The 23,057-nt window shown below is 59.5% G+C and carries 19 protein-coding genes; 8 read left to right on the top strand and 11 right to left on the bottom strand.

Going from position 1 to position 23,057, the window contains the following annotated elements; all coding sequences use genetic code 11:
- Positions 1-2,676, bottom strand: coding sequence for a type VI secretion system Vgr family protein (locus AR456_RS06740; RefSeq protein ID WP_021820610.1), 2,676 nt, complete (start codon positions 2,674-2,676; stop codon positions 1-3).
- A 327-nt stretch (positions 2,677-3,003) separates the two neighbouring features.
- Positions 3,004-3,687, bottom strand: a complete 684-nt coding sequence (locus tag AR456_RS06735) for a GntR family transcriptional regulator (protein ID WP_021820609.1) — start codon at positions 3,685-3,687, stop codon at positions 3,004-3,006.
- Between the two features lie 581 nt (positions 3,688-4,268).
- On the opposite strand from AR456_RS06735, the gene AR456_RS06730 reads away from it, so the two are divergent.
- From AR456_RS06730 to AR456_RS06705, 6 genes are all read left to right on the top strand, one after another.
- Complete coding sequence (locus tag AR456_RS06730) at positions 4,269-5,828, top strand: ABC transporter substrate-binding protein (protein ID WP_031208673.1); 1,560 nt, start codon at positions 4,269-4,271, stop codon at positions 5,826-5,828.
- Between the two features lie 94 nt (positions 5,829-5,922).
- Positions 5,923-6,903, top strand: a complete 981-nt coding sequence (locus AR456_RS06725) for an ABC transporter permease (RefSeq protein WP_021820607.1) — start codon at positions 5,923-5,925, stop codon at positions 6,901-6,903.
- Positions 6,900-7,736: an ABC transporter permease gene (locus AR456_RS06720; RefSeq protein WP_021820606.1), complete on the top strand. Its 837-nt coding sequence runs from the start codon at positions 6,900-6,902 to the stop codon at positions 7,734-7,736. The genes AR456_RS06725 and AR456_RS06720 overlap by 4 nt, the downstream gene beginning before the upstream one ends.
- Before the next feature lie 16 nt (positions 7,737-7,752).
- Entirely contained in the window at positions 7,753-9,381 is a 1,629-nt protein-coding gene (locus AR456_RS06715; protein WP_021820605.1) for an ABC transporter ATP-binding protein, read from the top strand.
- Positions 9,382-9,422: 41 nt separating this feature from the next.
- Positions 9,423-10,829, top strand: a complete 1,407-nt coding sequence (locus AR456_RS06710; RefSeq protein WP_031208671.1) for an FAD-binding oxidoreductase — start codon at positions 9,423-9,425, stop codon at positions 10,827-10,829.
- Between the two features lie 301 nt (positions 10,830-11,130).
- Positions 11,131-11,550 carry a SpoIIAA family protein gene (locus AR456_RS06705; RefSeq protein WP_021820602.1) on the top strand — a complete coding sequence of 140 codons (420 nt, stop codon included), beginning with the start codon at positions 11,131-11,133 and terminating at the stop codon, positions 11,548-11,550.
- Positions 11,551-11,662: 112 nt separating this feature from the next.
- Here the strand turns inward: AR456_RS06705 and AR456_RS06700 are convergent, their stop codons facing one another.
- The 8 genes from AR456_RS06700 to AR456_RS06665 all read right to left on the bottom strand — a co-directional run bounded on the left by AR456_RS06700 (position 11,663) and on the right by AR456_RS06665 (position 19,600).
- On the bottom strand, positions 11,663-12,055 hold the full coding sequence (locus AR456_RS06700; protein ID WP_021820601.1) for a helix-turn-helix domain-containing protein: 393 nt from the start codon (positions 12,053-12,055) through the stop codon (positions 11,663-11,665).
- A 51-nt stretch (positions 12,056-12,106) separates the two neighbouring features.
- Entirely contained in the window at positions 12,107-13,276 is a 1,170-nt protein-coding gene (locus AR456_RS06695; RefSeq protein ID WP_021820600.1) for an alpha-hydroxy acid oxidase, read from the bottom strand.
- Entirely contained in the window at positions 13,273-14,310 is a 1,038-nt protein-coding gene (locus AR456_RS06690; RefSeq protein WP_021820599.1) for a 2-hydroxyacid dehydrogenase, read from the bottom strand. Before AR456_RS06690 ends, AR456_RS06695 begins: the two co-directional genes overlap by 4 nt.
- Entirely contained in the window at positions 14,303-15,229 is a 927-nt protein-coding gene (locus AR456_RS06685) for a dihydrodipicolinate synthase family protein (RefSeq protein ID WP_021820598.1), read from the bottom strand. Before AR456_RS06685 ends, AR456_RS06690 begins: the two co-directional genes overlap by 8 nt.
- Positions 15,230-15,259: 30 nt before the next feature.
- The gene (locus tag AR456_RS06680) at positions 15,260-16,381 is read right to left on the bottom strand and encodes a mandelate racemase/muconate lactonizing enzyme family protein (RefSeq protein ID WP_021820597.1); all 1,122 of its coding nucleotides are present in this window, start codon (positions 16,379-16,381) and stop codon (positions 15,260-15,262) included.
- A gap of 84 nt (positions 16,382-16,465) precedes the next feature.
- A complete protein-coding gene (locus AR456_RS06675; RefSeq protein ID WP_021820596.1) occupies positions 16,466-17,974 on the bottom strand; it encodes a tripartite tricarboxylate transporter permease in 1,509 nt (502 codons plus the stop codon).
- Between the two features lie 70 nt (positions 17,975-18,044).
- Positions 18,045-18,530 (bottom strand): tripartite tricarboxylate transporter TctB family protein, encoded by a 486-nt coding sequence (locus AR456_RS06670; RefSeq protein WP_021820595.1) that lies wholly within the window; start codon positions 18,528-18,530, stop codon positions 18,045-18,047.
- A gap of 38 nt (positions 18,531-18,568) precedes the next feature.
- The gene (locus AR456_RS06665) at positions 18,569-19,600 is read right to left on the bottom strand and encodes a Bug family tripartite tricarboxylate transporter substrate binding protein (protein ID WP_021820594.1); all 1,032 of its coding nucleotides are present in this window, start codon (positions 19,598-19,600) and stop codon (positions 18,569-18,571) included.
- A gap of 206 nt (positions 19,601-19,806) precedes the next feature.
- On the opposite strand from AR456_RS06665, the gene AR456_RS06660 reads away from it, so the two are divergent.
- Together AR456_RS06660 and AR456_RS06655 are read left to right on the top strand one after the other, a co-directional pair.
- On the top strand, positions 19,807-21,564 hold the full coding sequence (locus AR456_RS06660; protein ID WP_021820593.1) for an IlvD/Edd family dehydratase: 1,758 nt from the start codon (positions 19,807-19,809) through the stop codon (positions 21,562-21,564).
- Positions 21,565-21,667: 103 nt separating this feature from the next.
- A complete protein-coding gene (locus AR456_RS06655) occupies positions 21,668-22,357 on the top strand; it encodes a GntR family transcriptional regulator (protein ID WP_021820592.1) in 690 nt (229 codons plus the stop codon).
- A gap of 13 nt (positions 22,358-22,370) precedes the next feature.
- Here the strand turns inward: AR456_RS06655 and AR456_RS06650 are convergent, their stop codons facing one another.
- A complete protein-coding gene (locus AR456_RS06650) occupies positions 22,371-23,057 on the bottom strand; it encodes a GntR family transcriptional regulator (RefSeq protein ID WP_021820591.1) in 687 nt (228 codons plus the stop codon).

The following is a 23,057-nucleotide window of genomic DNA, read 5'->3' as shown; positions in this document are numbered from 1 at the left end:
TCAGCTCTCCACGATTCCACCACCACTACTCTCTGCTTCACCTCGTTTGAAGGCGCAGAGCCTATCCTTGAACTCCGGCAATTCCACTGGCGATGCATTCAGGCTCGTCGGCCCGGCAAACTGGTGCTGTGCGCCCTTGAGGTCGACTTTACCGGGGCCGTGGAGTTCGATATCACCGCCCTTGATGCGGATATAGCCGCCGCCACTGGCCATCAGAATGCCATCGACGGCATCGAGGTGGACCTTGCCTTCGGTGGCGGAGACCTTCATGTCCTTCTCGGCGGTCAACTCCATGTTGTCGCTCTGCGCCTGGACTTCAACCTTGCCCTGGGCGGCAAACAGCTTGATGCCGGCACGCTGCACGAACATCGATAGCTTATCGCGCATAACGGCGACCAGGCTTCTGCCGGCGGCGAAGTTGATATCCTTGCCACTGGTCACGCTCAGTGATTTCTTCTGCGTGAGGTGGGTGGATTCCGGAGTGCTCATGGCGATGCCGGCGGGTGACGTCACATGCAGCCACGGGGCCTCCAGGCGAGCGGCTTCGCCACGCCCGCCCTGTACGGCACCTTCCGCGGTACTGAAATCGACCTTGCCCGTACTGCTCGCAGAACCACCGTTTTGCGAAAAACCATAACGCCCCTGAGCGTCTTCGCTGGCCTGCTTGATATCGCGCCGGGCGTCGAGGGGGTCGGCGTTGTGGCTGGTGGCGCTCTCGCTCAAGCTGTCGGAGAGCTGCCATGCGCTATCGAGCTGCTGCTGAGCCTGCGTCATGTCGAGCTGCTCACCGTTGGCACCAATCTGCCCCCAACTGCTCAGCAACAACCCCTGGTTGGCGCGCAGCGCGCCATGGGCATCCGTGCGCAGTTCGAACCCGGTGCCACGGAAGCCGCCGCGGGTGTTGCCCTGCTGATGAATCAGATAACCGAGGTTGAGCTGGGTCTTGCTGTGCTCGGAGTTGAGCTTGACGCGTTCCTGGTCGGTGGCGTCATCAAACACCAGTTCGTTGAACTTGCCACCGCGGTAGGTTTTGGTCTTGAAGCCAGAAAGCAGGCCATTGCTGTGCCATTCAGGGGTCTGGTCGCCGTTGTAGACACGGCCGGTAATCAGCGGGCGATCGGCATCGCCTTCGAGGAAGTCGACGATGACTTCCTGACCGATTCTCGGCACGAATACGCCACCCCAGCGGCCACTGGCATTGGGTTCTCCGACACGTACCCAGCAGCTTGAATTGGCGTCACGCTGACCATCGCGGTCCCAGTGGAACTGAACCTTGACCCGGTTGAGGCGATCGGTGTGAATTTCCTCGCCTTCGGGGCCGACAACGGTAGCCGTCTGCGGGCCACCAATCACCGGACGCGGGTGATCGAGGAAGGAACGATAGGGCTGACTGAGGCGCTGAGACTCGAAGTCGACCAGATAGTGACCTGTGCCTGCCTGCTGATAGTCCCCATGGCGAGCATCGTTATCTTGCTGGTCATCAACTACGCCGTGTGCCTGACGCGCCGCTTCCAGTTGGGGTTGTAAGCTGCCGGGAAGGGTCTTGAGATGCGCGGAGACCGGCAACGCGTTCTCGGCATGGATATTGAGGCCCAACACCAGGAACTGGCGCTCGCTCTCATCGCCCCGCCGGTTGGCTCCCGAGTCGTGACGGGCATGCTGGCTGAGTTCGAACCATTGGCCAACCCGTAGCTGACGAGCACCGCCAGCGCCGCGGAAGCGCTTGGCCTGAGACTCCAGGGCCTCGAGGCGATTGACGGTCAAACGCTCGCCACGCTCATAGCCGTGATAGTAATACTCACCGGGGTAATCATAGACTTCCATGTCCGGCAGGTTGCCCTGATCACGGACGGTATCCATGCCCGTGCGTTTTGCGAGGCTGGGCTGCTTGTAGTCGAAAGTGCCGAGGCTGACGCGGGTTGCCTGCTGCTGCCGTACCCCACTCCATTGAGTGATGGTATCCTCGGTCTCGGTGGCATCCTGGCGGTGGAAACGAATGGTCTGCGGCGATACCGCCAGACAGGTTTCGACGTCATCGGTGATTACCAGGCGATGACCATCGACACTCCCTGCGCTACTCTCCGCTCTACTCTCGCTTTGATCATCCTCATTGCCGGCATGTTCGAAGTAGTAGAACAGTCCTTCCTGTTCCATGAGCCGGTTGACGAAGTTGAAGTCGCTCTCACGGTACTGCACGCAATAGCTACGCGCCGGATACTCGCGGCGTAGATCAAAGCGCCAGCGCCCCTGGGAAATGGCGTGCTGCTCGAAGACCTCTTCGAGGATATCGACCACACTGCGGTCCTGAAAGATGCGGCTGTCGTGCCCCAGCTTGAGCATCGCCAGCCACGGCACCAGGGTCAGCTGGTAATAAAAGACTCCGCCATCCTCTCCCAGCAACGCAGCGGACTCGACCAACCCGGAGAGCTGGCGGTAGCTGCCGTCGGCCTGCCGTATCGACAGTTCGGCCGGTTGAGCCATCAGTGTCTTGAGTTCGATGTCGCCGTTCTGGGAAATACAGTCGAGGGTATAGGCGAAAGGCCGCGAGATGCGTTCCTTACCGATCAATCGATGAGGAATGAGATCTACGGACCCAAGCTGCAACTGAAGCAGGCGCTCGTGTTGCGACAAGGGGTCGGTACCAAGGTAAGAAAGCAGTGCGTCAGTCTGGTCCATGAGTCTGGCCTCATTTCCGTATGAGGTGGGTCCCGCAGTGTGGTCATGTCTGGTACACAATCAACTTATCCCGATTGCAGCGCGCTGCAATCGGGTTGATGGGCCTTGCGTACTCAGCCGTGGAGCATAAGTCGTATCAAACGAGTGGTACTACTGTACCAAACGAATGTTACTGCTGTGTCAAACGAATGGCACTACTATGCCAAACGCGCACTCAGGATGATACGTCGAGCTCATTCTCGAGCCACCCTTGCATAGCGATGCACATTGAACAGGCCTCAGTCGGGCTGGGCACAATATTACTCGGGAGGGCCAGCTCAAACAGGATCAAACACCAACCTCGGCGAGGTGGGCCAGCACCGAGTCTCGTGCCACGCCGATATGGTTATCCACCTCGGCACGGCATCGCTCGGCATCACCACTGCGCAGCCCTTCCAGCAGCATCCAGTGTGACTCAGCGATGGTGGCGGGCGCCTTGTGGGTCTTGCTGATCAAGGCAATACACAGCCGCAACTCGAAGGAAAGATCATCGAAAGCCCGCAATAGACGGGCATTACCGGCCAGCTCGAACACCAGACGATGGAAAGCCAGGTCGTCCTCGATCTTGCTGCCCTTATCCTTACCTCGCGTCACATCACACAGATTTTCGATCACGCGACTCAATTGGGCGTCGATGGCAGGCGTGAAACGCTGTTGAAGCCGCTCGAAGGCGTGACGCTCGAGACAAATACGCAGGTCGAAGACATCGCCCAACTCCTCTGCATCCAACGAGCGTACGAAAAAACCACGCCGAGGCCGAGAAATAACCAGACCACGACTCTCGAGCAGCCGCGCAGCCTCGCGTACGGGGGCACGGCTGATACCAAGCTCGGTGGCCAGCGCCACTTCCGACAGCCTCTCTCCCGGCGCAAATCGCGATGACAGAATAGCCTCAGTCAGATAGTCGGCTACCTGATCGACCAGGTTGCGCTGAGGGAAAAATGGCGCTGTTGCAGAGCCTGTTGACTTCATGGCATCCCACCTTGCGTCGATGTATTTCATAAACCAGCACTGTATTTCACAACCCAGCACTGCATTTCACACCCCAGAACTTCACGCCCGGGCATTGCGCGTCAGCCACCTCGATTCCAGTTGTCAGCTCCGCCCTGGATGTCGCTTTCCGCCTTCCATCTCTACCTTCCATCTCTACCTTCCATCTCTACCTGCTATCTCTACCTACCTGCTTTACCTGTCATCTCCAGCAGCTATCCATCCGGTTTCGTGTATTTGAGTATGGAAGACTTTTACTGGCGACGACAGTCGACTGTCGACAGTTTGTGAAGTCGCTGCTAACTTCAAGAGACCGATACATTGTTCGCCTGTTCTACAACAACAATTTGCCAGGTTGCACACAAGGCACGAGTACTCGCCCCGGATACTTGAAATCCGAGCCTCGAGACACCGCTACACACCTTGTGTAACGCAACCCCGGCAACACAAGGTGCCCCATGAAAAAACCTCTCCCGACTTCACCGTCCGGACTGTCGTGCAGTAGCCTCGCCAACCTCCGTCCGACAGCCGGCTGCGTTCGCAATACAGTCAGTCTGCGCAATATGTTCAGTGGTCTCGGCCTGGCGCTACTGGTTGCTCTTCCCCTCTCGGCTCATGCCGAGGAGTCACCGCAGGAGCCTCAACGTGGTGGCACCATCGATACCATTATCCAGCCCGAGCCTCCCAGCTTGATTCTCGGCATGATCCAGAATGCGCCCACGCGGACAGTTGCCGGCAATATCTACGAAGGGTTGTTGCGCTACACAACGGATCTGGAACCCATTCCACAATTGGCCGAAAGCTGGGATGTCAGTGAAGATGGCAAGGTCTACACCTTCCATCTGCATGAAGGCGTACTGTGGCACGACGGCGAGCCTTTCACCGCCGCGGACGTGGTGTTCTCTGCAGATGTCTTCCACCGCGAGCTCAACCCCAGCGCTCGAGCAGTGCTGGACCATGTCGAAAGTATCGAAGCCACTGACGAGCATACGGTGGTGTTCACCCTGAAACAGCCATTCGGGCCATTCCTGCTGTCGTTCGAGGCCGGGACCTTCACCATGGTGCCGCGCCATATCTATGAAGGTACCGACTTCCGCAACAACGAAGCCAACAACCATCCCATCGGCACTGGCCCCTTCAAGTTCGATAGCTGGGATCGCGGTACCGTCATCAAGCTGACCCGCAATGACGACTATTACGAGGAAGGCCTGCCGTACCTGGATGGCGTCAACTGGCACATCATTCCCGATGGCGCCTCGCGTGCCATCGCCTACGAAAACGGCACCGTCGATGTGCTGCCCTATGGCACCGTCGAGAACTTCGATGTGCCACGCTTGACGGAGCTCGACAACACCTGCTCCACGCAGAAGGGCCATGAGTACTTCAGCCCCTTCGCCATGCTGTGGATGAACAACCGTCAGGGGCCGATGGCGGACAAACGCTTCCGCCAGGCAGTGATGTACGCCATGGATCGTGAGTTTGCCCGTGATGTGCTGTGGAACGGCATGGGCGAGGTACCGCTGGGGGCGTTCGGCTCCAATGCCCGCTTCCAGAATGAGGATCTGACACCTTATGAATACGACCCGGGCCGAGCCGAGGAGTTGCTCGACGAGATGGGCTACGACGGCGAGGAAGTGACTCTTCTGGGGATACCTTATGGTGAAACCTGGACCCGCTGGACAGAAGCAGTGCAGCAGAACCTCAAGGAAGTCGGCATCAACGTGCGCACCGTAGCCACTGATGTCGGTGGCTGGAACCAGCGCCTGGCCGAGCGCGATTACGATCTCGCCTTCACCTATCTGTATCAGTACGGCGACCCAGCACTGGGTATCTCGCGCACCTATCTGTCGACCAATGCTGAAGCGGGCTCGCCGTGGAACAACGTCGAAGGCTACGCCAATCCCAAGGTCGATGAACTGTTCAATGCTGCGGCGACAGCGCATCCCGATAGCGAGCGCGAAAAGCGCTACCACGAGGTACAGGAAATCCTCCAGGAAGACGTGCCGTTGGGTTGGCTGCTGGAATTGGGCTTCCCCACCATCTATCGCTGCAACGTCAAGAACCTGGTCAACTCATCGGTGGGTGTGAACGAAGGCTTCCGCGACGCCTGGATCGCCGAATGATCGTTGCCGAGCGGGCTGCCAATCGACAGCCCACTCGGTAGATTTCCTTCTTGAGGCCGCAGGACGACTACGGCCCATACCGCCAGGAGTAAACATGGTCTACGCGCGCTTGATCCTGTTACGCCTCTTCAAGGCTGCGATCGTGTTGATGATGATCATCATCTTCAACTTCGTGCTGATCCAACTGGCTCCCGGTGACCCCGCCGCGATCATGGCGGGTGAAGCAGGTGCTGCCGATGAAGCCTTCATCGCCCAGCTACGCGAACAGTTCGGGCTGGATCAACCCTTGTACGTCCAGCTGTGGAAGTACCTCTCCGGCATCCTGACTCTGGATTTTGGCTACTCCTACCGCCAACAGATGCCAGTACTCGATCTGATTCTTGAACGTCTACCCGCCACGCTATTGCTGACCGGCACCGCCTTCGTGCTGTCGCTGGTCCTCGGCATCATCGCCGGTTCCATGGCGGCGATGAGAGCGCGCAAGCCTTCCGGCTCGCTGATCATGGCACTGGCACTGCTGTTCTACGCCACCCCGCTGTTCTGGGTGGCGCTGATGGCGGTGGTGCTGTTTTCGGTCTATCTCGATTGGCTGCCCGCCTACGGCATGTTCACCGTCGGTGCCAACCTGGAAGGCCTGGCGCTGGCCGTCGACGTGGCCAAGCATCTGATCCTGCCCGCCACGACCCTCGGTTTGTTCTTCATGGCGATCTATACCCGCATGACGCGCACCTCGATGCTTGAGGCGGCCCAGCAGGATTACGTCAAGACCGCGCGTGCCAAGGGGCTGTCGCCGGGGGTAATACAACGACGACACATTCTGCGCAACGCGCTGCTGCCGATCATCACCCTGGCCGGCCTACAGGCAGGCCAGATGGTTGGCGGTGCGATTCTGACCGAAACGGTCTTTGCCTGGCCGGGTATCGGGCGCCTGATGCATGAGGCGCTGGTGCAACGTGACTACAACCTGTTGTTGGGCATTTTCTTCTTTTCCGCCGCTCTGGTGATTGTGTTCAACATCATTACCGATCTGGTCTATCGCCTCGCCGATCCACGCATCAAGGAGGCCAGCGCATGACATTCGCTGCTCGTTTTGCCCGCAATCGTGGAGCCCTGTTCGGTCTGGTCATTCTGTGGGTCATCATCGGCATGGCGATTCTGGCGCCGATCGTGTTTCCCGAATCTCCATGGCGTATGGTGCAGCGCCCCTTCCTGCCACCCTTTGAGGTGGACGGATTCTGGCTGGGCACCGACACCATGGGACGCAACGTAGCTGCTGGGCTGATGCATGGTGCCTGGGTCTCATTGCTGATCGGTCTGATCTCGACCTCGGTCGCGCTGCTGATCGGCGTTCCGCTGGGTGCCATCGCAGGCTTCTATGGCGGTTGGCTGGACGATGCGCTGATGCGCTTCACCGAGTTCTTCCAGACCATTCCCAACTTTGCGCTGGCGATTGTGCTGGTCGCCATCATGCAACCCAGTGTGACCTCGATCGTGCTGGCCATTGCCATCGTCAGCTGGCCACCGGTGGCACGTCTGGTGCGCGCCGAGTTCATGACGTTGCGCCATCGCGAATATGTCGAAGCCGCCAGGCTGGTCGGCCAGACCAACACTCAGATCATTCTGCGCCAGATTCTGCCCAACACGCTGTCGCCAATCATCGTGCTGGCATCATTGATGGTCGCAACGGCGATTCTGCTCGAATCCTCGCTATCGTTCCTCGGCCTTGGCGATCCCAACACCATGTCCTGGGGATACATGATCGGCGCTGCGCGCACGGTGATTCGTCAAGCCTGGTGGCTGTCGTTCATTCCCGGGGTGGCAATCCTGTTGACCGTGCTGGCCTTGAACCTGGTTGGCGAAGGACTCGATGACGCCCTGAACCCCAAACTTGCCCGCGAACGTCGCTGACGCCAGGAGAGATACCATGACCGATGCACTATTGCGCATCAGCGATCTTACGGTAGCCCTGCCCCCCGGCGCCGATCGCGAGTATGCGGTGGAAGACATCAGCTATGAGGTCTTCCCCGGGGAGATCCTGTGTGTGGTGGGGGAATCCGGTTCCGGAAAGTCGATCACCGCCAGTGCGGTAATGGGCTTGTTGCCTCGAGGGGTGCGGCCAGTCAGCGGTGAGGTCATGTTTGCCGGTCAGGACCTGCTGCAGCTCAAGGAGCGCAAGCATCGTGCACTGCGCGGCAAGGAAATCGGTATGATCTTTCAGGAGCCGATGACCGCACTCAACCCACTGATGCGAGTCGGGGACCAGATCGCTGAGGTGTTCGAGGCGCACCGCGCTCTGCCGAGTTCCGAGCGCCAGGCCCGCGCGCTGGAATTGCTCAAGGAAGTCGGCATCCCACAGCCCGAGCGTGCGATTCGCGCCTACCCTTTCGAGCTGTCCGGTGGCCAGCGTCAGCGCGTCATGATCGCCATGGCGCTGGCCCTGGAGCCAAAACTGCTGATCGCCGATGAGCCGACCACCGCACTGGATGTCACTACTCAGGCGCAGATTCTTGAGCTGATCCGCGACCTTCAGCGCCATCGTCAGATGGCAGTGATGTTCATCACCCATGATTTCGGTGTGGTCGCAGAAATCGCCACACGGGTCTGCGTGATGCGCCATGGCAGGATTCTGGAGCTGGGTAGCCGTGACGACGTGCTCGATAACCCTCGTCATGCTTATACACGTGCGCTGCTGGAAGCGATCCCCAGCGATGCTGCGCCACCGCAACGCTCGCCGTTGGCCCCCAGCCCGCTACTGGAAGTGTCGCAGCTCAACCGTGTGTTTCGTTCTGGACGCAGCCTGTTCAAGCCAGCGCGTTCCGTCCAGGCACTGGATGATGTCAGCTTCACGCTGTCACGCGGCGAAACCATCGGCATCGTCGGCGAATCCGGTTCCGGAAAGTCCACTCTGGGTCGCTGTATCGTGCGCCTGGAGCGCCCCGATAGCGGCCAGATCGTACTCAACGGTGTACCGCTGTCCTCACTCAGTGGACAGGAGCTACGTCGCCAACGCCATCAGGTGCAGATGGTATTCCAGGACCCCTACGCCTCACTGAATCCTCGCACACGCGTCGGCATGGCCATTGCTCAGGGGCCCATTGCCAACGGCGTAGCGCGTGCCGAAGCTCTGGCCAGGGCCGATGAATTACTCGCCACTGTCGGACTGGAAGGCAGCGCTGACCGGTTCCCTCACGAGTTCTCCGGTGGCCAACGCCAACGCATCGGTATTGCCCGAGCACTGGCTCTGAACCCGGAGTTGATCGTCGCCGACGAGGCCGTCTCGGCACTCGATGTCTCAATTCAGGCGCAGGTGCTCGAACTGCTGGAGGACCTCAAGCAACGCTTCTCACTGTCACTGCTGTTCATTACCCACGACCTGCGCGTTGCCGCTCAGATCTGCGACCGCATCATCGTGATGCAAAAGGGACGCATCGTTGAGCAGGGCCTGGCCCGCGATGTGTTCCTCAATCCGCAGGACGCCTATACCCGGCAGCTACTGGAGGCCATTCCGGGACGCCATCATGCCCATCACGACGAGGCGACCACGATCACATGAGCATTTCCTGTTCCGCTCCATCCTCCCAGCAGAACGAGAAACTGAGCATTCTGCTGGAGCGCCTGCGCCAGATGTTGGGTGACAATGCTGTTCTGACCGGTAGCGACGCCAGTCGTCGTGAAGTCGATTGGCTGAGCAAGAGCCATTGCCGCGCCGCCGCCATCCTGCGTCCTGCTACTCCTCAGCAGGTGCAGCAGATCATGCAGTTGTGCCATGAAGCTCGACAGCCCGTGGTCACTCACGGCGGACTGACTGGATTGGTACATGGTGCCGAAGCTGGCCCTGATGAGTTGGTGGTATCGCTCGAACGCATGAATGCCATTGAGCATATCGACCCGGTGGCCGGAACCATTCACGTCCAGGCCGGGGTCCCACTACAACAGGTGCAGGAAGCTGCCGCGGCAGTCGATATGCAGTTCCCTGTCGACCTTGGCGCTCGCGGTAGCTGTACCATCGGCGGCAATATCGCCACCAACGCCGGTGGGAATCGCGTTATTCGCTTCGGCATGATGCGCCAGCAGGTGCTGGGGCTGGAGGCGGTACTGGCCAATGGCGATATCGTCAGTTCGATGAGTCCGATGCTCAAGAACAATGCCGGTTACGACCTCAAGCAGTTGTTCATCGGCAGCGAGGGCACTCTGGGCATCGTCACCCGTGCGGTACTGCGCTTGCAGCCCGCCATGCCGGATGTACGCACAGCACTGCTCGCCTGCCCGAACTTCGAGGCTCTGACGGCGCTGCTGCCCCACCTTCGTCAATCGCTCGGCGGCAGCCTGTCGGCCTTTGAGGTCATGTGGCAAAGCCACTTCGCACTGATCGCCGAACACAGTGGTCGCCACAATCCCCCGCTCGCCACCGATGCGCCCTACTACGCACTGGTGGAATCACTGGCAATCGATGCTGAGGGCCACCAACAGGGCTTCGATCACGCCCTGGAGCAGGCCTTCGAACAGGCGCTGATCGAGGATGCAGTCATCGCCCAGTCAAGCAACCAACGTGACGCGCTGTGGGCCATCCGTGACGATATTGAAGGGCTTGTGGAATCACTGGCACCACTACTCGCCTTCGATGTCAGCTTGCCGATCGAGCATATGCAGGATTACGTCACCCGTGTCGAACACGAACTGCATACGCACTACCCACAAGCCCGACTGGTGGTCTTTGGGCACCTCGGCGACGGCAACCTGCATCTCTCGGTCGGCATGGGTAATGATGGTGACGACACCGAAGGCGCAAGACACCAGATCGAGCAGTGTCTCTACCAACCGCTCGCGGAACTCAATGGTTCGATTTCTGCCGAACATGGTATCGGGCTGGAAAAGCGCGATTGGCTACACCTCTCACGCAGCCCGGCCGAAATGGCCTTGATGACGACACTCAAGCAAGCCCTGGACCCCCACGGCCTGCTCAATCGCGACAAGGTGCTGGTCTGGACACCACCCGTCTGACCAGCAACGTCATATCGCGCCGCTTTCGCCATGGCGCAATACAGCTATGCTGAATGAGTCGGCAAGCCGTATCGGCAAACCGTAAAAAGGAGCATGGAGGTACCGCTGGACTTGGAAGGATGCTCTGAAGAAGTCGCCGAACAGGATGAAGCACAAGAAGTCTGGAGCGCATCAACCGCAGCATATGGGTGATATGTGAGGATTGTGAGCACCACACGACGCAGTGATTCGACTGTGCAGGCAGTTATTCAGAGTGTCCTTAGGGTATCTCCTCTTCCATGGACTTCTCAGGAGCACGCTCATGCTGGAAAAACTCCCTTCCCCCGCTCCCCATGTCGTAGCGCTCAAGGTAGGCGGTACCGTCACCGCCAGGGAACTGCAACATGCCATTGACGCCGTGGAAGCAGCAAAGAAGGATCACGGCAGAATCAGCATGCTTGCCGAGATCGACAACCTGCGTTGGATGACAGCGACCGCGGTCCTCAAGGATATCGGATATGGCCTGACCCAGTTCGGCGAACTCAAGCGCTACCACCGCGCTGCGGTGGTCACCGACCAGGAGTGGATCAAGCACATGGCGCACCTTGAGGAGAAACTGTTCAAGGCCATCGAGATCAAATCCTTCACCACCGCCGAGCGCAACGCAGCCATCGCCTGGGTCTCCGAGTTACCGCGTGGTGAGAATGAAGACCCAGAGGACGACGGCTACCACGGCGCCTGACACCTTTCAGGCTGCAGACATCGGCTCCCTGCTTCAAGACCCCGCCGCTGCCGGGCGCAGTTGCTGCATGCCCAACTCCGCGAGGTTGGTGATGCCGAGCAGGGCCAGAATATCAGGCTGATACGGTAGCTTTATCGGTCTGACGCGGTGGCTTGATCAGGCTCTCAGCCGGGATTCCGAACATTTCGTGGAGTTTCCAGATCATCGCCAGAGTCAGATTACGCTTGCCATTGAGAACTTCGTAAACCCGGTTACGCTTGCCAATGGCTGGCTCAAGATCCTTGGCGGTCAGGCCCTCTTGCTCCATGCGGAATTTTATCGCCTCGATGGGACCAGGCAGGTCCACAGGAAAGTGCCTGGCTTCATAGGCCTCGATCAATGTCAGTAGAATCTCGAAGCGATCACCATCCTCGGAGCCGAGCTCAGGCTCGTCGTCAAAGTATGCAGACACTTCCCGCAGAGCGAACCTGTAGTCCATCTCGGTACGAATCGGACGAATATTCATACTTCACTCCATTTCCACTGTTTCAGCATTTATCTTGCCATAGCCTAGCCATCAATCCCCTGCCCTTGCCGGGCGTAGTTGCTGCATGCCCAACTCAGCGAGGTCGGTGACACCGAGCAATGCCATATCACGCTCCAGCTCCTCCGCCAGCAGATGAATCGCGCGGGCCACGCCCTGATGCCCGCCAACACTGGCCGCATAGTTGAAGGGCCGGCCGAGGAACACGAAGTCGGCACCCAGGGCCAACGCCTTGAGCACATGACTGCCGCGCCGGAAGCCACCATCGATCATCACCGGCACACTGCCATCGACCGCCTGCAATACCTCGGGCAGCATGCGCAGCGGGGCCACGGTGGAGTCCAACTGGCGCCCCCCATGATTGGAAACAATCAAACCATCGGCCCCCGTTGCCACGGCCTTGCGCGCGTCATCGGGATGCAGAATGCCCTTGACCACCAGCTTGCCCGGCCAGTGCTTGCGCACATGGGCCAGCGTTGACCAGTCGAGGTGGCGGCGTCCGGAAAAGTCACGGTTGACGTTACGCGCCATCACCGCCACACCACGAGTTGCCGCATTGTTCTCGAAGTGCGGCATGCCGTGTTGGATCAGGGTGCGCAGAAAGGTGCCGAACAACCAGCGTGGGCGCACCAGGCCATCCCACGCCAGACGCGGGCTGGGACGCAACGGGCTGGAGAAACCGTGACGACGATGGGTTTCGGGGTTGGGTGGCACGGCGAAATCCACGGTGATCACCAGATTACGGAAACCGGCGCGCTCGACCCTCGCCAGCAGCGCTTCGATATCCTCGTGTGTGCCCGGCAGGTAGGCCTGAAACCAGTCCGTTCCGTTCTCGCCCGCCAACTCTTCCATCGCAATCAGCGAGGAGCCACTGACGATCATCGGAATCTCGGCACTCGCCGCCGATTGCGCCAGCACCTGGTCTCCACGCCAGGCGCTCAGCGCGCTGATGCCCATCGGGGCAATGCCGAACGGCAAGGCATAGCGGCGCCCAAACAGTTCTGTGCGGGTATCTATCGTCGAGACGTTGACCAATGCTCGTGGCAGGAACTGATAATCCTCGAATGCGTCGCGGCTGGCGCGGGCAGTCATCCCATCTTCCGCGACACTCGACACATAGCCCATCAATGGCCGTGGCAGGTGTCGACGAGCAGCGTGCTCGAAATCGTCCAGGTTCAGAATCCGTTCCAGCCTTGCGGTCATGCATTATCCTCTGTACTGCCTTCAATTGATCGATGACATCGTCGCCATTGCGACTCATTGACTGCACTGACCGGCCCATCACCCGCCAGTGCACCAATGATATTGTCCACGGCGCGTTGCGCCATGGCATCGCGAGTCTCATGGGTGGCTGAGCCAATATGCGGTAATACCACAACGTTATCCATCGTCACCAATGGTGAGTACGCCGACACGGGTTCCTCGGTGAACACATCGAGCCCGGCGGCACGAATCACTCCGCGCTCAAGGGCATCGATCAGCGCAGGTTCATCGACAACCTTGCCACGCGCCACATTGATCAATGCTGCATGCGGCTGCATTCTCGCCAACGCCTCGGCATCAATCAAATGGTGGGTATCGGCATTCCACGGCACCACCAGGCAGACGATATCCGCACGCCCCAGCAACTCCTCCAGGTCACAATACTGTGCTCCAAGTTCCGTCTCGAGCTCGGGCTTCGGCGAGTTGGCGGTATAAAGAATCGGCATATTGAAGCCCAACGCGCCACGCCTGGCGATGGCTGCACCGATCCTTCCAGCACCGACAATGCCAAGCGTCTTGCCATACACATCTGTACCGAAATGGGGCCGATCAATATGTGCCTGCCAACGCCCTTCGCGCACCATCACCGATAGCTCCACCAGCCGACGCTGGGTCGCCATGATCAAGGCAAACGCGGTATCTGCGGTGGTCTCGGTCAACACATCCGGCGTATTGCACAACAGGATGCCGCGCTCATTCATCGCCGCCAATGGCAGATGGTCGTAGCCGACCGAGATGGTTGAGACGGCTTCCAGCAACGGTGCCTGTTCCAGCATTGCCTCATCGAGTTCGAGTTTACCGCCGACCAGTCCGTGAGCTCGGGACAATGACGCCATGAAGGCGCCGCGATTGTCATCGGTCAAGTCATCAAAGGCATCAACGACAGCCACCTGCCGCAGTCTCTCGAGCTGCGCTTCGTCGAGGCGACGTAGCGCAACGATACGTCGCTCTCCCATGTATTGCTGGCTAGGCATGGCTGCTCTCCATTCCCGGCATGACAAAGCTCAGCGCCTCAAGCTGCTTGATCAACTGTTGGCTCTTGTCATCATCAAGATCGATCAGCGGTGGACGTACCGAGCGCCATGTTTGCTGCCCGGAGAAGTGCGCCGTGGCCACCTTCATCGCCGGAATGACCGGATAGCCTTCGAAACAGTCTCGAACCGCGTTCAACCGCTGCTGCTGATCGTCGGCATCATCGGCCTGCCAACTGGCGGCCAGCGCGACGATTGCCTGTGGATTGACGTTGGCCGTGGCGCTGATACAGCCCGCGCCTCCCGCTCTCAGCGTATCGAGCAGAAAGCGTTCGCTACCGGCGTAGACTGCAAAGTCGTCGTCAGAGAAGCGCTCAATCAGCGCCTGGGTATGGGCCCAGTCACCACCGCTGTCCTTGATTCCGGCGATGATGTTCGGAAAGGCCGCACGCAGGCGTGCAATCAGCGACAACGACAGAGGAACCTGCGCTACCTGAGGAATGTGATAGAGATACAGGCGCAAGCGATCATCACCGATCCGCTCGATCACTTCGGCGTAATAGCGGAAGATGCCTTCATCGCTGACGCCCTTGTAATAGAACGGCGGTAGCATCAACACCCCCGCACAACCGCAATCGAGCGCGTGGCGCGACAACGTGACGGTATCGGGAATCGCACAATGCCCTGTGCCAGGCATCAGCCGGTCACCATCAATGCCACCCTCCACCAGCGCACTCAACAGTCGCTGCTTTTCGGCGACGCTCATCGAGTTGGCTTCGGAGTTGGTGCCGAACACCGCCAGGCCGACGCCATGCGACACCAGCCAGTGACCATGGGCCACCAGCCGTGACACCAGTGGTTCCAGATTACTATCGAAGGGCGTAATCACCGGCGCCCAGACCTTGCCTGTTACTTGAGACATGATGTCCCCCTTTAACAGTGGTTACGCGGCCTATTGCCAGGCATCACTGGCATAGCGATCCACGGTCTCGGCGTCGAAGTCGAAGCCAAGCCCCGGCCTCTTCGGCAACAACAGGCGACCATCGCGACATTCGAGCTGGGTATCGACCAGGCGGCGGAAATTGAGCACCTGATCATCGGCAAAGAATTCGACCATGCGCACATTGGGGGCCGACGCCACGAGGTGGGTATGCAAGTCGTGGAACCAGTGCGGGTAGACTTCGACACCGAAACTGGCTGCCGTGGCGGCGATGCGGCGGAACTCGGTGATGCCACCACAGACTGCGGCGTCGGTCTGAAGAATCATCGCCGCTTCCTTGTCGAGCAGTTCACGGAAGCGCCAGCGCCCCGCTTCGATCTCACCGGTTGCCACCGGAATCGGCGTGCGCTCGGCAAGACGTCGATGATTGTCGATATCGTCCGGACTGAACGGTTCCTCGATCCAGAACGGCGAATAGGGCTCGGCCATGCGCATGAATGCCAGCGCGCTGGGCAGGTCCTGCCAGGCGTTGTTGGCATCCATCATCAATTGGACGTCCGGACCAATGGCTTCCCTCACCGCAGCGAGGCGAGCCTCCTCGCTAGCGAGATCTCCACGCCCGACCTTCATCTTGACGGCGGTAAAACCCTGCTCGACATGGTTGAGCATTTCCTGCGCCAGATGATCCGGGGTCTTGCCGTCGAGGTAATAGCCGCCACTGGCGTAGGCCGGAACCGACTCAAGGTCACTGGCGCCGAGATACTTGTACAGCGGCAGATTCGCCGCTCGTGCATTCCTGTCCCACAAGGCGGTGTCGATGATGCTGATCGCACGCATCACCGCCCCACAGCGACCATGCAGCAAGGCTTCCTGATACATTGACTGCCACAACGCCTCGGTGGCGTGGCAATCAGCTCCGACCAGCAACGGTGCAAACAGCTCGCGTACCGCATGCGTCACCAGCGAACCGGCATTGTTGCCGCCATAGCAGAAACCAATGCCCTTGTGGCCGTCCTCACCTTCAACCTCCACCAGCGCGTAGTCGCGCTTGAACACCTGGCGATTGGAGAAACTGGTCGGATGATCCAGCGGCACGCTGACGGTTCGAGCACGCACGGCTTTTATGGTTGTCATGGGGAGTCCTCACTGAGGCGGTTATTGAGTTTGATGTGATGGCTCTTGGGTTTGATGTGATGGCTCTTGGGTTTGATGTGATGGCTATTGAGCTTGATGTCGACCACGGATCGCCGTACGCAACCAGCCAAACAGCGGAGTGGCTTGCAGAATCGACAGCGCAGCGATACTCAACAACACCACGGCAATCGGGCTATCGAGGAAGATACCCATGCGTCCCTGGCCGATCAGCATCGATTGCTGGAAGCTGGTCTCCATCACCGGCCCCAGAATCAAGCCGATCACCATCGGCGCGGGCGACACGCCCGCCTTCTGCATCCAATAGCCGAACAGACCGAAGCCGAGCATCAGTCCGACATCGAACAAACTGTTGTTGATGGCGAAGGAGCCGATAACGCAGAGGGTGATGATCGCGCAGGCCACGAAGCTGTCCGGCACCCTGGTCACGGCGACACACATACGAGTGAACATCAGACCGACAACCAGCAGACCGATGTTGGCCATGATCACCGCCCAGATCAGGGTGTAGGTGACATCACCGTAGTCAGTCAGCAGATTCGGGCCGGGCAGAATGCCCTGCACCATCAGCGCACCGAGCAGAATGGCGGTCGAGGAGCTGCCGGGAATCCCCAACGCAATGGTCGGAATCAGCGCACCACCAACCACCGCATTATTGGCGGCTTCGGGGGCGGCCACGCCGGCAAGCTCTCCCTTGCCGAAACGGCTCTTGTCGCGGGAGAAGCGCTTGGCTTCGTTATAGGCGAACCAGCTGGCCGTATCGCCGCCGGTGCCTGGAATCAGGCCGGTGACAATGCCGATACCACTGGAGCGCAGGATATTGGGCATCAGTCGGCGCAGTTCTGAGATACGCGGAATCAGTCGATCGGTAATGCGGCTGGCGACCTTTTGGGAACCATGCGCCTTCTCGATCAACAGCAGTGCCTGAGGAATCGAGAACAGCCCGATCAGGGCCACGGTAAACTCGATACCGGAGAACAGATTGATGTTGCCGAAGGCCATGCGTGGCGTACCGGTAATCAGATCCATGCCTACCGTGCTCAGCAGCAACCCCAGTGCACCGGATAGCAGGCCGCTGATTACCGAACCCTGCGACAACGAGCCGATGATGGTGATCCCCAGCACGGCGATGGCGAACAACTCTACCGGGCCGAACTTGAGTACCATCACACCCAATAGCGGGGCGGCTGTCAGCAACGCCAGCCCACTGAGCAGCCCGCCAAAGAACGATGCAAACAGTGAGACACCCAGCGCCTGCCCCGCCTTGCCCTGTTGTGACAGCGGAAAGCCATCCAGTACCGTTGCCGCGGCGGAGGGAGTCCCCGGAGTACGCAGCAGAATGGCTGCAATCGAGCCGCCATAGGATGCGCCGACATACAGCGACGCCAGCATGCTCAAGCCGCTGGCCGGATCCATCGAAAAGGTCAGTGGCAGCAACAACGCCAGCGCCATGGTTGCCGACAAACCCGGCATGGCACCAACGAACAGCCCCAACAGGGTGCCACCAACCACCAGCGCAACATTGGTGAAGCTCAGAACATTGACCAGTCCGGTCATGATCAGAGAATTATCCATTACTCGAGACTCCTCTCCATCTACCGCCGCCTGCCGACCTCGTCATGGCATACCGCGGTATCAGGAGATATCAGAATACGCCGGGAACAGCAGGCAGTAACGGCACCGGCAACCCGAGAAAGCCGATGAACACCACGCACACCATTGCCACCAGCACCGCAATGCCAATCATGCGAAAACGCAGGCTGACATGACGAACGATGGCAAGTGCCACCAACATGAACAGTACTGTGGCCAGCACATAGCCCAACCACATGATGCTGTAGACGTAGACCGCTGCCAGTACGAGAACCAGCATCGCCTTCCAGCGCTGCCCGGCGGCACTGGAGGCGGTGTCATCGGGTGTATCAGCGTCACCCGACGTGACCGGCGACATCCCCTGTCGCCGTGCTCCAATCACTTCCTGAGCCAGCATCGCAAAGCCAAGCAACGCGACTGCTACCGAATAGATCAGAGGCATACTTGCGGCGCGGGATGGGTAGCCCAGCGCATCGATATAGAACACCCCGGCAACCACGATGCTGAACAGTGCCAGCGTCAGACGACTGATGTTCATTGCTGTGCCCCTTCCAGGCTACGCGAGACCATTGGTATTCATTCGTTGACCTGATCCTTTACCTCCTCCCAGATCTTCTCGTACTGCGCTTCCATGTCCTTGATCATCTGGGTGTAGTCATCGCCCGTCTGGATATCGAGGTTGAGCGCCCGGTCTTGCGCGGTCTGCTTGAACTCATCGTTGTCCTTCAGTGATTCAAATGCGGCGATCAGCTGCTCACGAGCTTCCTCCGGAATATCTGCAGGAGCGCTGTAACCACGCGATGACCCCGCGACGACGTCAACGCCCTTCTCCTTCATGGTCGGAACATCGGGCAGCATCTCCAGGCGCTCCGCCGAGAACACTGCCAGAGCACGCAGGCTGCCTGCTTCGATGTGGCCATAGACATTACCGAGGTTGTTGAAGCTGGCATCAATCTGACCGCCCATGGCCGCCGTCGCTGAAGGCCCGTCGCCCTGGAACGGCACTTTCTGGAAAGTCAGGCCGGTGGCCTGCTCGATCAGAATGGTGGAGAAGAAATCATCGCCACCGACACCGGAATTGCCCACGGTGATGGCACCGGGACTCTCTTCGGCAGCGGCGAGGAAGTCTTCCACGGTCTGGTAGGGGCTCTCGGCAGGGACCACGATGATGCCGGGATCCGTCACCACATTGGCGATCGGTGTCAGCTCGTCAACCGAGTAGGTGATGGAGTCATTCATGATGTAGTTGGTCATCAGCATCGGGGTATTGGTGATGCTGATCACCGTTCCATCGGCCTGAGACTGTTTGGCCAGTCGCGTCCAGGCGATGGCTCCCGTGGCGCCAGGCAGATACTGATTGACGAAGTCGACACCCAGCTCCTCGCTGAGGAATGGCTGTGTCAGTTGGGCCAGAGCATCACTCCCACCCCCTGCCTTGAATCCTTGAAGGACCTGTATTTCGTCTCCAGCTGAGTACTCGGCCTGCGCCAGACCTGCGCTCAACAGACCCGCTGCCAGTAGGCCAGGCATGAGAATGGCGACGCGTGCTCCACGCTTGTTCATGGGGAGCTTGTTCATGGGGAGCTTGTTCTTCGCGAGCTTGGTCATGCGAAAGTACCTCCAGTGCTGTTGTCATTGTGCCGCGCCACAACACGCGTTGTGGGCAGTGGTTCGCACTTGCCAGATTCAAGCTAGTAGATCGCCAATAAAATTGTCAATAATCTTGCCAACAATAATATCCGCGCCTAGCATTCAATGAAAAGCTCCAGCCACAAGCATCAACAACAAGCATCAACAACAATGAGGAAGTCGCGATGACCGATGACCATGATCAGCGCAACGACAATAAAGGCAGCGCGCCCCGCGGCATGTCGAACCGCTTGACCAACTATGGCGATGCAGACTTCTCCCTGTTTCTGCGCAAGGCCTTCATCAAGGGCATGGGCTACACCGATGACGCGCTATCACGCCCGGTAATCGGTATTGCCAACACCTACAGCGGCTACAACGCCTGTCACGGCAACGTTCCAGGGTTGGTGGAGAGCATCAAACGCGGTGTCATGCTGGCCGGCGGTTTGCCCGTGGACTTCCCGACCATCACGCTGCATGAGTCTTTCGCCCACCCCACCAGCATGTACCTGCGCAACCTGATGGCGCTGGACACCGAGGAGATGATTCGCGCTCAGCCGATGGATGCGGTGGTATTGATCGGCGGCTGTGACAAGACCGTACCCGCCCAATTGATGGCCGCGGCCAGCGCCGGAATTCCTACCGTGCAGGTAGTGACAGGCCCGATGTTGACCGGCTCACATCGCGGTACCCGTGTCGGTGCCTGTACCGACTGCCGTCGTTACTGGGCCATGTATCGCGGACAGGATATCGACGACAACGAAATCGCCGAGGTCAATGACAAGTTGGTACCCACCGTGGGCACCTGCTCGGTGATGGGTACCGCCAGTACCATGGCCTGCATCGCCGAGACGCTGGGCATCATGCTGCCGGGCAGTGCCACCGCTCCCGCGGTATATGCTGACCGGCTACGCGTGGCCGAAGATTCCGGGAGTCTGGCTGTCGCCATGGCAAGAGACGGCATCACGCCGGATCAGATCCTGACCCCCGCCGCCTTCGAGAATGCCCTGCGCGTACTACTGGCACTGGGCGGCTCGACCAATGGCCTGATCCATCTGACCGCGATTGCCGGACGTCTGGGTATCGATATCGACCTCGACGCCTTCGATCGCATGAGTCACGAGACTCCAGTGCTGGTCGACCTGAAACCCTCCGGCGAACACTACATGGAGGACCTGCATCGTGCTGGCGGCCTGCCCACCCTGCTACGCGAGCTCAAGCCGTTGCTGCACCTCGACGCCATGACCATCAATGGCCGCACACTGGGGGAGAATATCGATGCCGCTACCCAACTGATCGATCAACCTGTGGTACGTCCCTTCAACAACCCCATCTACGCGCGTGGCGGTATCGCGGTGCTGCGCGGCAATCTCGCACCATCCGGTGCGATCATCAAACAGTCCGCCGCCAGCCCCGAGTTGATGCGTCATCTAGGCCGTGCGGTCGTGTTTACCTCATTGGAGGATCTTGCTCAGCGCATCGATGATCCGGACCTCGATGTACACGCCGATGACGTACTGGTGCTGCAGAATATCGGCCCGCGTGGCGCACCGGGCATGCCGGAAGCCGGCTATATTCCGATCCCGAAGAAGCTCGCCGCCCAGGGAGTGAAGGACATGGTGCGGATTTCCGACGGCCGCATGAGCGGTACTGCGGCAGGCACCATTGTGCTGCATGTCTCGCCGGAATCAGCAGAGGGAGGCCCGTTGGGCTTGATTCGCAATGGCGACATGATTCGTCTCGATGTCGAGGCTCGAGTGCTGGAACTGGAAGTCGAGGACGAGGCCCTTGAAGCCCGGCGCCAGCAACAGCCGGCACGCAAGGAGGATGCGAAGCTGCTTGGCTACCGGCGCCTGTTCATGGAGCAGATTCTGCAAGCCGAGGAAGGCTGCGATTTCCGCGCTTGCCGTCCTGAGCCACATTGCCGTGTGCCTCGCTCATGAGAGGCCATTCCTGGTAGACTGACAGCACGGCGATGCACCACCAGCATCGCCTGCTCTGAAGCGCCGCATATACGAAACAGCACTCATCGCAGGGGAAGCGAGTATGGGAAATCCGTCTTCAACTGTCCGCTCCACACCAGCAGCGGATGCAAGCTCCGGGGTCGAGGATATCGTCGCCGCAGTTGAGGAAGATATCGTCCTGGGCCGGCTGCACCCTCGTGAGCGCCTGGTCGAGGAAGACCTTATCGAGCGCTTCAGCGGCAAACGTCATGTGGTGCGTCAGGCGCTGTTTCAACTCGAAAGTATCGGCCTGGTTGAACGCATCAAGAATCGTGGCGCCTTCGTCAAGGCGTGGACACCGGAGGAAGTCGAGAACCTCTACGCGATGCGCGAAATTCTCGAGCTAGCGGGCGTCGATGCACTACCACTGCCGGCCCCCAGCGAATGGCTGCAACAATTGGAAAGTGTGCACCAGGCCTACAGCACGGCGGTCGACAAGCACGATCTGCGTGAGGTGTTTCACCTCAATATTGCCTTCCATCGCACCCTGTTTGCGGCAACCGGCAACCCCTACCTGTACCAGACCATCAATGAATTTGCGCAACGCGCCCATGGTATTCGCTTTATCGCGATAGCCGATACGGAAAGCCTTTCCCAGGCGCGTCGTGAACATCAAGCGATGCTGGATGCCATCCGCGACCAGGACCGCTCCCGGTTACGCCAACTCTGCCGAGAACATCTGCTGCCCTCGAAGGAGCGTTATCTGAGTCTCTACAGGCGCGCCTTCAACTGACGCCAGCCCGCTATCAGGACTCGGTAGCGCCCTTCGCCACCTGCCATGACAACTGGATATGCTTTTCCAGCAGATGGCGTGCGTCCTGGATACGTCGTTCCAGAGCCATCTCCACCAGTTCGCTGTGTTGGGCGTCAAGCTGTGCGCGAATCGCCGGGTTGGGGGGAGCCAGACGCCGATAGCGATCGAATTGATCATGTAACTGACTGATGAAGCGCAACAGCCAATGTGAGCCACAGGGTGCCAGCAACGTGCTATGAAAACGCAGGTGCGCCTGCTCCCATTGTTCCAGCTCGGCAGGCGCCTGGTCTGCGCGCATCAGGCGATGATGCGCCGCCAGCAGTTGTGATTCCCATTCGGCATCACCCTGTTGCATGGCTTGGGTCAGCGCCATGCACTCGAGTTGAATGCGCAGTCCGGCGATGTCTTCCAGTTCCTGCGCCGACAGAGGCGGGACGCGGAAACCACGCTGATTATGCTGTTCCAACAGGCCATAGGCCGAGAGACGATTGAGGGCCTCGCGCAGAGGACTCAACCCTATCTGGTATTCCGATTTCAAGGCGCTGATGGCGAGCTTCTCGCCCGCCGCGAAACGGCCGCGAATCAGGTCGCGCTTGATGGCCTCGAAGGCCTGGCTTGCGGCCGTCTCGCCGGCTGCACCGGTGACGGGACTGGAATACAGCGAATGGGGGGTAGTCAT

The organism is Halomonas huangheensis, from assembly GCF_001431725.1.
In the GTDB taxonomy this organism is placed as follows: domain Bacteria; phylum Pseudomonadota; class Gammaproteobacteria; order Pseudomonadales; family Halomonadaceae; genus Halomonas; species Halomonas huangheensis.
The sequence above is the reverse complement of the archived record's forward strand: the minus strand, read 5'-3'. Positions and strand labels throughout refer to the sequence as shown.